Origin of the sequence: Enterobacter cloacae complex sp. 2022EL-00981, assembly GCF_028737495.1 — a bacterium.
GTDB classification, from domain to species: Bacteria; Pseudomonadota; Gammaproteobacteria; order Enterobacterales; family Enterobacteriaceae; genus Enterobacter; species Enterobacter cloacae.
This window is the reverse complement of sequence record NZ_JAQZRK010000019.1, coordinates 51,585-63,293: the sequence shown is the minus strand read 5'-3', so window position 1 is coordinate 63,293 and position 11,709 is coordinate 51,585. Positions and strand designations below refer to the sequence as shown.

Annotated in this window: 8 protein-coding genes; 6 read left to right on the top strand and 2 right to left on the bottom strand. The window is 55.9% G+C overall.

What is annotated here, in order from left to right; genetic code table 11:
* Positions 1–13: 13 nt before the first annotated feature.
* From purL to glnB, 5 genes are all read left to right on the top strand, one after another.
* Positions 14–3,901 (top strand): phosphoribosylformylglycinamidine synthase, encoded by a 3,888-nt coding sequence (purL, locus tag PUZ33_RS16455; RefSeq protein WP_274205347.1) that lies wholly within the window; start codon positions 14–16, stop codon positions 3,899–3,901.
* Positions 3,902–4,430: 529 nt separating this feature from the next.
* A complete protein-coding gene (gene qseE, locus PUZ33_RS16450; protein WP_114078610.1) occupies positions 4,431–5,858 on the top strand; it encodes a two component system sensor histidine kinase QseE/GlrK in 1,428 nt (475 codons plus the stop codon).
* Position 5,859: 1 nt separating this feature from the next.
* Positions 5,860–6,597 (top strand): two-component system QseEF-associated lipoprotein QseG, encoded by a 738-nt coding sequence (gene qseG / locus PUZ33_RS16445; RefSeq protein WP_038985697.1) that lies wholly within the window; start codon positions 5,860–5,862, stop codon positions 6,595–6,597.
* On the top strand, positions 6,584–7,921 hold the full coding sequence (gene glrR / locus PUZ33_RS16440) for a two-component system response regulator GlrR (protein WP_013098304.1): 1,338 nt from the start codon (positions 6,584–6,586) through the stop codon (positions 7,919–7,921). The genes qseG and glrR overlap by 14 nt, the downstream gene beginning before the upstream one ends.
* Positions 7,922–8,001: 80 nt before the next feature.
* The gene (gene glnB / locus PUZ33_RS16435; protein WP_003860685.1) at positions 8,002–8,340 is read left to right on the top strand and encodes a nitrogen regulatory protein P-II; all 339 of its coding nucleotides are present in this window, start codon (positions 8,002–8,004) and stop codon (positions 8,338–8,340) included.
* Between the two features lie 80 nt (positions 8,341–8,420).
* Here the strand turns inward: glnB and hmpA are convergent, their stop codons facing one another.
* A complete protein-coding gene (gene hmpA, locus PUZ33_RS16430) occupies positions 8,421–9,611 on the bottom strand; it encodes an NO-inducible flavohemoprotein (protein WP_058680650.1) in 1,191 nt (396 codons plus the stop codon).
* Positions 9,612–9,914: 303 nt separating this feature from the next.
* On the opposite strand from hmpA, the gene glyA reads away from it, so the two are divergent.
* Complete coding sequence (gene glyA, locus PUZ33_RS16425; protein WP_013098302.1) at positions 9,915–11,168, top strand: serine hydroxymethyltransferase; 1,254 nt, start codon at positions 9,915–9,917, stop codon at positions 11,166–11,168.
* 53 nt (positions 11,169–11,221) lie between these two features.
* Here glyA and PUZ33_RS16420 read toward each other — a convergent pair whose 3' ends face one another.
* Entirely contained in the window at positions 11,222–11,644 is a 423-nt protein-coding gene (locus PUZ33_RS16420; protein WP_013098301.1) for a DoxX family protein, read from the bottom strand.
* Between the last annotated feature and the right edge of the window lie 65 nt (positions 11,645–11,709).

The window sequence follows — 11,709 nt, the reverse complement described above, 5'->3', positions numbered from 1 at the left end:
AGACGAGAGACTTATGATGGAAATTCTGCGTGGTTCGCCTGCACTGTCTGCCTTCCGTATTAACAAACTGCTGGCACGTTTTCAGGCAGCCGACCTTCCGGTAAGCAATATTTACGCTGAGTATGTCCATTTTGCTGACCTGAATGCCCCCCTGAATGCAGAGGAGCGCGTACAGCTGGAACGCCTGCTCAAGTATGGCCCAAGTCTGAGCAGCCATACCCCAACCGGTAAACTGATCCTTGCGACGCCTCGTCCAGGCACCATCTCCCCCTGGTCTTCCAAAGCGACTGACATCGCTCACAACTGTGGTCTGAACCAGATTAACCGTCTGGAACGCGGCGTGGCGTATTACGTTGAAGCTTCCACCCTGAGCGACGCCCAGTGGCAGGCGGTGGCCGCAGAGCTGCATGACCGCATGATGGAGAGCGTATTTGCTTCTCTGGATGATGCGCAGAAACTTTTCTCCCACCATCAGCCTGCGCCAGTACAGAGCGTGGATTTGCTGGGGCAGGGCCGTCAGGCGCTGATTGACGCTAACCTGCGTCTCGGCCTGGCACTGGCAGAAGATGAGATTGACTACCTGCAGGATGCGTTCGTTAAGCTGAACCGCAACCCGAACGACATCGAACTCTATATGTTCGCGCAGGCTAACTCTGAGCACTGCCGCCACAAGATTTTCAACGCCGACTGGATTATTGACGGTGAACAGCAGCCGAAGTCGCTGTTCAAAATGATCAAAAACACCATGGAGAAAACCCCTGACCACGTGCTGTCTGCTTATAAAGACAACGCCGCGGTGATGGAAGGTTCCGAGGTGGGCCGCTTCTTCGCCGATCGCGAAGCGGGGCGCTATGACTTCCATCAGGAGCTGGCGCATATCCTGATGAAGGTGGAAACTCACAACCACCCGACGGCGATCTCTCCGTGGCCGGGTGCGGCGACCGGTTCCGGCGGTGAAATCCGTGACGAAGGGGCGACGGGCCGTGGTGCGAAACCAAAAGCGGGCCTGGTCGGTTTCTCTGTTTCTAACCTGCGTATCCCGGGCTTTGAACAGCCGTGGGAAGAAGATTTCGGCAAGCCAGAGCGCATCGTGACCGCGCTGGACATCATGACCGAAGGTCCACTGGGCGGCGCGGCATTCAACAACGAATTTGGTCGTCCTGCGCTGAACGGTTACTTCCGTACCTATGAAGAGAAAGTGGACAGCCACAACGGCGAAGAGCTGCGCGGCTACCACAAACCGATCATGCTGGCGGGCGGGATCGGCAACATTCGCGCCGATCACGTGCAGAAAGGTGAGATCGTCGTCGGTGCGAAGCTGATCGTCCTCGGTGGACCGGCGATGAACATCGGCCTGGGCGGCGGTGCGGCCTCTTCAATGACATCCGGTCAGTCTGACGCCGATCTCGACTTTGCCTCCGTTCAGCGTGACAACCCGGAAATGGAGCGTCGTTGCCAGGAAGTGATCGACCGCTGCTGGCAGCTGGGTGATGCAAACCCAATCCTCTTTATCCACGACGTTGGCGCGGGCGGCCTGTCCAACGCCATGCCGGAGCTGGTGAGTGACGGTGGTCGCGGTGGTCGTTTCAACCTGCGCGACATTCTGAGCGATGAGCCGGGCATGAGCCCGCTGGAGATCTGGTGTAACGAATCTCAGGAGCGTTATGTGCTGGCCGTCGCAGCCGATCAACTGCCGCTGTTTGACGAGCTGTGCCGCCGCGAGCGCGCGCCGTACGCGGTAATCGGTGAGGCGACCGAAGAGAAACATCTGACCCTGAGCGATACCCATTTCGACAACCAGCCAATTGATCTGCCGCTGGACGTGCTGCTCGGCAAAACGCCGAAGATGACCCGCGACGTGCAGACTCGCAAAGCGGCGGGCAACGCGCTGGATCGTCAGGGTATTACCGTAGCAGACGCGGTGAATCGCGTGCTGCACCTGCCTGCAGTGGCAGAGAAAACTTTCCTGGTCACCATCGGCGACCGTACCGTGACCGGTATGGTCTCGCGCGATCAGATGGTGGGGCCATGGCAGATCCCGGTGGCGAACTGCGCCGTGACCACCGCGAGCCTCGACAGCTACTACGGTGAAGCGATGGCGCTGGGCGAACGTACCCCGGTAGCGCTGCTGGACTTCGCGGCCTCTGCTCGTCTGGCCGTCGGTGAAGCACTGACCAACATCGCCGCGACCCAGATTGGCGATATCAAACGTATCAAACTGTCCGCGAACTGGATGGCCGCTGCCGGTCACCCGGGCGAAGACGCGGGCCTGTACGAAGCTGTGAAAGCGGTGGGTGAAGAGCTCTGTCCTGCGCTCGGCCTGACCATTCCAGTGGGTAAAGACTCCATGTCGATGAAAACCCGCTGGCAGGAAGGCAACGAGCAGCGCGAAATGACTTCGCCGCTGTCGCTGATCATCTCCGCGTTTGCCCGTGTGGAAGACGTGCGCCATACCGTGACTCCACAGCTCTCGACCGAAGACAACGCCCTGCTGCTGATTGACCTGGGTAAAGGTCACAACGCGCTGGGTGCCACCGCGCTGGCACAGGTTTACCGTCAGCTGGGTGATAAACCGGCGGACGTGCGTGATGTGGCCCAGTTAAAAGGCTTCTACGACGCCATTCAGGCGCTGGTGGCGCAGCGTAAACTGCTGGCCTACCACGACCGTTCCGACGGCGGCCTGCTGGTGACCCTGGCGGAGATGGCCTTCACCGGACATTGCGGTGTTGAAGCGAACATCGCGACGCTTGGAGAAGATCGTCTGGCGGCACTGTTTAACGAAGAACTCGGCGCGGTGATTCAGGTGCGCGCGGCCGATCGTGACGCGGTTGAAGCTCTGCTGGCTCAGCACGGCCTGGCAGACTGCGTACACTACCTGGGTAAAGCCGTTCAGGGTGACCGTTTCGTCATTGAAGCGGATGGCCATGCGGTGTTCAGCGAAAGCCGCACCACGCTGCGTATGTGGTGGGCGGAAACCACCTGGCAGATGCAGCGCCTGCGTGATAACCCGGACTGTGCCGATCAGGAACACAACGCCAAGGCCAACGACAACGATCCTGGCCTGAACGTGAAGCTCTCCTTCGACATCAACGAAGACATCGCTGCACCGTACATTGCGACCGGCGCGCGTCCGAAAGTCGCCGTGCTGCGTGAGCAGGGCGTCAACTCCCACGTTGAGATGGCTGCGGCCTTCCACCGTGCGGGCTTTGATGCCATCGACGTCCATATGAGTGACCTGCTGGCAGGTCGCACCGGTCTGGAAGATTTCCATGCGCTGGTGGCGTGCGGCGGTTTCTCCTACGGTGACGTGCTGGGTGCCGGTGAAGGCTGGGCGAAGTCCATTCTCTTCAACAACCGCGTGCGCGATGAGTTCGAAAGCTTCTTCCATCGTCCGCAAACCCTGGCGCTTGGCGTGTGTAACGGCTGCCAGATGATGTCTAACCTGCGCGAGCTGATCCCGGGCAGTGAAGCGTGGCCACGCTTTGTGCGTAACCAGTCCGACCGCTTTGAAGCACGTTTCAGCTTGGTCGAAGTGACTCAAAGCCCGTCTCTGCTGCTGCAGGGAATGGTAGGGTCGCAGATGCCAATCGCCGTTTCTCACGGTGAAGGTCAGGTAGAAGTGCGTGATGCTGCCCATCTGGCTCAGCTTGAGAGCAAAGGACTGGTGGCGCTGCGCTTTGTCGATAACTTCGGCAAGGTGACGGAAACCTATCCGGCTAACCCGAACGGCTCGGTGAACGGGATCACGGCGGTCACCAGCGAAAGTGGCCGTGCTACCATCATGATGCCACACCCTGAGCGCGTGTTCCGCACCGTGAGCAACTCCTGGCACCCGGAAAACTGGGGTGAGGACAGCCCGTGGATGCGTATCTTCCGCAACGCACGTAAACAGTTGGGTTAATCGATATTGCCCTTTAAAGCCCGGTACGCGAAAGCGCTACCGGGCTTTTTTATGTGTGTCGCAATTTCGCGACAGACCCGTCATGCCACTGTCTCCAAAAGGAGACATTTAACTCATTGATTTATATATGGCAGGGGCGGTTCCCGTTAAGGTGTTGCTGATTAGCGACACTTAGCCTGGAAATCATTCAGCGAGCAATTAACGGTGGAAACCCATAAATTATATAAATATCAATGCGATAATATATTTATTTGCATTCTGGCACATCTATTGCATAATATTAATCAGTGGCTCATTCACCTTCTTATGTCAGCCCCTTCGGGACGTGCTACATAAACTTCGAATGACGCACAAAAAGGTGCCTGCCGTCCAACTACTGATCATAGCGTTGCTTTATCAGGACAGGGCGAAACGTCGAGTTAGGCACCGCCTCATTCTATGACAAAGCCGGGTTTTTACCCGGCTTTGTTGTATCTGAAGGGCAGACTCAGTTACGCTCTCCTCAAACCCATTCAAAGAGAGTAATGCGTTGAAACGCTGGCCCGTTTTCCCCCGTTCCCTGCGTCAACTCGTAATGATGGCCTTTTTGCTGATCCTGCTGCCTTTACTGATCCTGGCCTGGCAGGCGTGGCAAAGCCTGAACGCGCTCAGTGCTCAGGCGGCACTGACTAACCGCACGACGCTCATTGACGCCAGACGCAGTGAAGCGATGACCAACGCCGCGCTGGAGATGGAGCGTAGCTATCGTCAGTATTGCGTGCTTGACGATCGCACGCTGGAAAAGGTCTACCAGAATCAGCGTAAACGCTATAGCGAGATGCTGGATGCGCATGCCGGCGTGTTGCCGGACGATAAGCTCTACCAGGCATTACGTCAGGATTTGAACGATCTGGCCCAGCTGCAGTGTAAGAACAGTGGCCCTGATGCCGCAGCCGCCGCGCGCCTTGAAGCCTTTGCCAATGCCAATGCTGAGATGGTGCAGTCTACCCGTGCGGTGATTTTCTCTCGCGGTCAGCAACTGCAGCAGGAGATTGCCGAACGCGGTCAGTTCTTTGGCTGGCAGGCGCTGGTGCTGTTCCTGGTCAGCCTCGCGCTGGTGTTACTTTTTACCCGAATGATCATCGGCCCGGTGAAGGGCATCCAGCGGATGATCAATCGTCTGGGAGAGGGGAAATCACTGGGCGATACGGTGGCCTTTAAAGGCCCGCGCGAGTTGCGTTCCGTGGGGCAGCGGATTATCTGGCTTTCGGAGCGCCTGTCGTGGCTGGAATCCCAGCGTCATCAGTTTTTACGTCATATTTCCCACGAGCTTAAAACGCCGCTGGCCAGCATGCGCGAAGGCACGGAATTGCTGGCAGACGAAGTGGCGGGGCCGCTGACGGTGGAGCAGAAAGAGATTGTTGAGATCCTCGACGCCAGTAGCCGCAATCTGCAGAAATTAATTGAGCAACTGCTCGATTACAACCGCAAGCTGGCGGATGGGGCGGTCGTCCTCGAAAATGTCGAGATTGAGCCGCTGGTGGATATGGTGATCTCTGCCCACAGCTTGCCTGCAAGAGCTAAAATGATGCATACCGGGGTGACGCTGAATGAGCCAACCTGCCAGGCTGAACCGATGTTATTGATGAGCGTTCTGGATAATCTTTATTCCAATGCGGTGCACTATGGTACTGAATCCGGTAACATTTATATCCGAAGCTATACGAATGGTTCACGGGTCTTTATTGATGTCGCCAACACCGGCACCCCGATCCCCGATGACGAAAGAGAGATGATATTTGAACCCTTCTTCCAGGGAAGTCATCAGCGAAAAGGTGCGGTTAAAGGAAGCGGTCTGGGGTTAAGTATCGCCCGGGACTGTATACGACGCATGCAGGGGGAGCTAAACATTGTCACGGATGAACGTTCCGATGTTTGCTTCCGTATCGAACTGCCCCTGAGCCGGAAAAACCAATAAAATGAAGCTATGTCTGGTGAGTATGTCACACGTCTTTTTCCGCGCCATACGCGCGGTGTTTTCCCGTAAAACGTTGCGCCTGAGTCTGCCTTGTTTATTGCTGGCGGGGTGTGTTTCCCATGTGCCAAAAAGTGCCATTAGCGATAAACAGGAAGATAAATGGCCAGAGAATCAGCTGGCAGATTTTCTCTCAACCCGCTGCGACGACATCTGGAACCTGTCGGGGCATGACGTCGAAACCAATCCTCTGTTCTGGCTACGCGGAATAGACTGCGCGCAGCGTCTGGCTCCGGTTGAAGCCCGCTCAAAAGCGGCGATGCTGGACGACGATACCTGGCAGGACGCCTTCAAGCGCGGAATATTGCTTGGGGATGCCAAAATTACCCCTGTCGAACGACGCACGAACGTCACGCGGCTCGACACCTTTGTGGCATATCTTCCCGCTCAGGTACGCCCTGTTTATCAGCTCTGGCGCGATGGGCAGACATTACAACTTCAGCTGTCTGAAGAGCGCTCCCGTTACAGCAAGCTGCAACAGTCAACCGACAGCGAGCTGGATACCCTGCGTCAGCAGCAACAACATTTGCGTACGCAACTGGATACCACGACCCGTAAGCTGGAGAACCTGACCGATATCGAAAGACAGCTCTCGTCGCGTAAATATCAGCCTGGGAGTTCATCCGCTGTACCGGACAGCGATACACCGAAACAAGAGGATGTGAAGCATGACGAGCCGTAAACCTGCCCATCTCCTGCTGGTGGATGACGATCCCGGTTTGCTCAAGTTGTTGGGAATGCGTCTGGTCAGTGAAGGCTACAGCGTCGTGACGGCTGAAAGCGGGCTGGAGGGGCTCAAAATTCTCGCCCGGGAGAAAATTGACCTGGTGATAAGCGACCTGCGGATGGATGAAATGGATGGCCTGCAGTTGTTCGCGGAGATCCAAAAGCAGCAGCCGGGCATGCCGGTGATTATCCTGACGGCGCACGGCTCGATCCCGGATGCCGTCGCGGCGACACAGCAGGGGGTTTTCAGCTTCCTGACCAAGCCGGTGGACAAAGACGCGCTGTATAAGGCCATCGACAGTGCGCTGGAACATGCTGCCCCGTCGAGCGATGAGGCGTGGCGGGAGCCGATTGTCACGCGTAGCCCCATCATGCTGCGTCTGCTGGAACAGGCCCGGATGGTGGCGCAGTCTGACGTCAGCGTCCTGATTAACGGGCAGAGTGGCACCGGGAAAGAGATCCTGGCACAGGCCATCCATAATGCCAGCCCACGCAGCAAAAACGCCTTTATTGCCATTAACTGCGGCGCACTGCCGGAACAACTGCTCGAATCTGAACTCTTCGGCCACGCCCGCGGTGCGTTCACCGGTGCAGTCAGCAGCCGGGAAGGCCTATTCCAGGCGGCGGAAGGCGGTACGCTTTTCCTGGACGAGATTGGCGACATGCCTGCACCGCTGCAGGTCAAATTACTGCGCGTGCTGCAGGAGCGAAAAGTGCGCCCGTTGGGCAGCAACCGCGATATCGACATTAACGTGCGCATCATCTCCGCCACGCACCGTGATTTACCAAAGGTAATGGCGCGCAATGAGTTTCGTGAAGATCTTTACTACCGCCTGAACGTCGTGAACCTGAAAATTCCGGCGCTGGCCGAGCGTGCGGAAGATATCCCTTTGCTGGCGAATCACCTGCTGCGCCAGTCTGCGGATCGCCACAAACCGTTTGTGCGGGCGTTTTCCACCGATGCGATGAAGCGGCTGATGGCCGCAAGCTGGCCGGGAAACGTGCGCCAGCTGGTCAACGTGATAGAGCAGTGCGTGGCGCTGACGTCGTCACCTGTCATCAGTGACGCGCTGGTGGAGCAGGCGCTGGAAGGCGAGAACACAGCACTGCCGACGTTTGCCGAAGCGCGTAACCAGTTCGAGCTAAACTATCTGCGTAAGCTGTTGCAGATCACCAAAGGTAACGTGACCCACGCGGCACGCATGGCCGGACGCAACCGCACCGAGTTCTATAAGCTGCTGTCACGCCATGAGCTGGAAGCCAACGATTTTAAAGAGTAGTACCGCAAACTTCGAATGAATATGATACTGTGAGCAATCGATTACGACGCGGCTTACAGGCAAGAGTTTAAGGACCCACCATGAAAAAGATTGATGCGATTATTAAACCTTTCAAACTGGATGATGTACGTGAAGCGCTGGCGGAAGTGGGCATCACCGGTATGACCGTGACCGAAGTGAAAGGTTTTGGTCGTCAGAAGGGCCACACCGAGCTTTACCGTGGTGCAGAGTACATGGTGGACTTTCTGCCGAAAGTGAAAATTGAAATCGTGGTAAGCGACGATATTGTCGATACCTGTGTGGATACCATTATTCGTACGGCACAGACGGGTAAAATTGGCGACGGTAAAATCTTCGTCTTTGACGTGGCGCGTGTCATCCGTATCCGTACCGGCGAAGAAGACGACGCCGCGATTTAACATTGCCAGCGGTTTTGCAGACCGGGTCAGGCGCAGCCGCCATCCGGCAAAAAAAGCCCCTCGTTCGAGGGGCTTTTGTATTACAGCACTTTATGCGGTCCAAAACATTCGTAATGGATGTTGTCTTTATTGACGCCCAGTTCAACCAGCTGCTTCGCGGCATACTGCATAAACGCCACCGGACCGCAGACGTAGAACTGCATCTCCGGCGCGCTGAACACACCTTCATGCTGGCGTAAATCCATCAACCCTTCGCTGTCAAAGCGGGCCGCTGTACGATCGGCATCCGTTGGCAAACGATACCAGGTGTGTGCGGTGAAACGCGGCAGGGTAGCACCCAGCGTTTTCACCTCATCAGCAAAGGCGTGCACATCCCCGTTTTCAGCGGCGTGGAACCAGTTAACCTGCGCGCTGTGGCTGGATTTCGCCAGCGTGTCCAGCATCGCCAGCATTGGCGTTTGACCCACACCCGCAGAGATCAGCGTCACCGGGGTATTTGCCTCAACGGCCATAAAGAAATCGCCCGCCGGCGCAGCCAGATGAACCACGTCGCCCACGCTGGCTTCGTTATGCAGCCAGCTGGAAACCTGACCGCCGTCCTCGCGTTTCACCGCAATACGGTAGCCTTTGCCGTTTGGCTTACGGGTGAGGGAGTACTGGCGGATCTCCTGATGCGGGAAACCTTCAGGCTTCAGCCAGACGCCGAGATACTGCCCCGGCTGATAATCGGCAACGGGTTGACCATCCACCGGCTCGAACTCAAAACTGGTAATCAGCGCGCTACGCGGCGTTTTCTCAACAATGCGGAAGGCGCGGGTCCCTTCCCAGCCACCGTTCTTGCTGGCGTTTTCGCTGTAGATCTGCGCTTCTCGGTTGATAAAGACGTTTGCCAGCACGCCGTAAGCTTTGCCCCATGCGTCCAGTACCTCCTGGCCCGGGCTGAACATCTCGTCCAGCGTCGCCAGCAGGTGACCGCCCACAATGTTGTACTGCTCGGGTTTGATCTGGAAGCTGGTATGCTTCTGCGCGATTTTCTCCACCGCAGGCAGCAGGGCTGGCAGATTTTCTATGTTGCTGGCGTAGGCCGCGATGGCATTGAAAAGCGCTTCCCGCTGATCGCCGTTACGCTGGTTACTCATGTTGAAAATCTCTTTCAACTCCGGGTTGTGCGCGAACATGCGGTCGTAGAAATGAGCGGTGAGCTTAGGGCCTGTCTCCACCAGCAGGGGAATGGTGGCTTTAACGGTAGCGATGGTTTGAGCGTCGAGCATGAGCGCGTCCTTCTGATGTGAACTTAATGATGTATTTTAAATGCATCTTATAAAAATAACCCTGCGATGTAAATGGTTCTTTGCAAGATGAAATATATGCATCACAAACCTGAAAAGAAATCCGTTGAAAATGACGAGGGCTTTATTCCTCAAACCCTTGCGTGGCGTGAAGGAAAACGTTTGCGTAAAATCGTTTGTCAAGACCTGTTATCACAGAACTATTCAGTTATACTGTTGCCCGTCGTCCAACAGGACTGCCTTTTCAGGCCAAATTTTACTTGTTAGCTGAGTCAGGAGATGCGGATGTTAAAGCGTGAAATGAACATTGCCGATTATGATGCCGAACTGTGGCAGGCTATGGAGCAGGAAAAAGTACGTCAGGAAGAGCACATCGAACTGATCGCCTCCGAGAACTACACCAGCCCGCGCGTCATGCAGGCGCAGGGTTCTCAGCTGACCAACAAATATGCTGAAGGTTATCCGGGCAAGCGCTACTACGGCGGTTGCGAGTACGTTGATATCGTTGAGCAACTGGCGATTGACCGTGCGAAAGAACTCTTTGGCGCTGACTACGCTAACGTCCAGCCGCACTCCGGCTCTCAGGCAAACTTCGCGGTCTACACCGCGCTGCTGCAGCCGGGCGATACCGTTCTGGGTATGAACCTGGCGCAGGGCGGTCACCTGACTCACGGCTCCCCGGTAAACTTCTCTGGCAAATTGTACAACATCATCCCTTACGGTATTGATGAGTCAGGCAAAATTGACTACGAAGACATGGCGAAGCAGGCTAAAGAGCACAAGCCGAAGATGATCATCGGTGGTTTCTCTGCTTACTCCGGTATCGTTGACTGGGCAAAAATGCGTGAAATCGCAGACAGCATCGGTGCTTACCTGTTCGTGGATATGGCGCACGTTGCCGGTCTTATCGCCGCGGGCGTTTACCCGAACCCGGTTCCTCATGCTCACGTTGTGACCACCACCACGCACAAAACCCTGGCGGGTCCACGCGGTGGCCTGATCCTGGCGAAAGGCGGCGATGAAGAGCTGTACAAAAAACTGAACTCCGCTGTGTTCCCAAGCGCACAGGGCGGCCCGCTGATGCACGTGATCGCGGCAAAAGCTGTCGCGCTGAAAGAAGCGATGGAGCCAGAGTTCAAAGTCTACCAGCAGCAGGTTGCCAAAAACGCCAAAGCGATGGTGGAAGTGTTCCTGAACCGTGGTTACAAAGTGGTGTCCGGCGGTACTGAAAACCACCTGTTCCTGCTGGATCTGGTTGATAAGAACCTGACCGGTAAAGAAGCTGACGCCGCTCTGGGCCGCGCCAACATCACCGTGAACAAAAACAGCGTACCAAACGATCCGAAGAGTCCGTTCGTGACCTCCGGTATCCGTATCGGTTCTCCGGCTGTTACTCGCCGCGGTTTCAAAGAAGCGGAAGTGAAAGAGCTGGCTGGCTGGATGTGTGACGTTCTGGACAACATCAATGACGAAGCGGTTATTGAGCGCGTAAAAGCGAAAGTTCTGGATATCTGCGCACGCTTCCCGGTATACGCATAATTCTTCTGCTTAGCAGAAATAAAAAGGCCGCGTTCGCGGCCTTTTTTTATGTCTTAACGTCGGTCGAGGGATATTGCTCCCGGTCCCACAATGGCCAGCAGGATAAATGCGCCCGCAATACTGACGTTCTTGTAGAAATTAATCATATTCGGCACAACCGCATCCCCGGTCATGTCCCAGTAATGGTGACCAATAACTGCCGTGCCCAGCGTGTAGAACACAAACAATACGGCGAGAGGTCGGGTGAAAAAGCCCAGCACGATCAGGATGGCGGCAGGGACTTCCATCACCACGGCGATAATGGCCGCCAGCATGGGCATTGGCGCGCCAAGCGACGTCATATATTGTACGGTGCCGTTAAACCCCGTCAGTTTTGGATAGCCGAAGATAATAAAGAGTACGACAAGCGCGATACGGGCAATCAACAACAACAGGTGGCGTGACTGACCGAAATCGAAATAGCGAAGTGAGTTCATGGCAGAAAACCTCTGCAAGTGGAGTAATTTAAACGTAATACACATTTTCGTTCCCTGCCATAAGC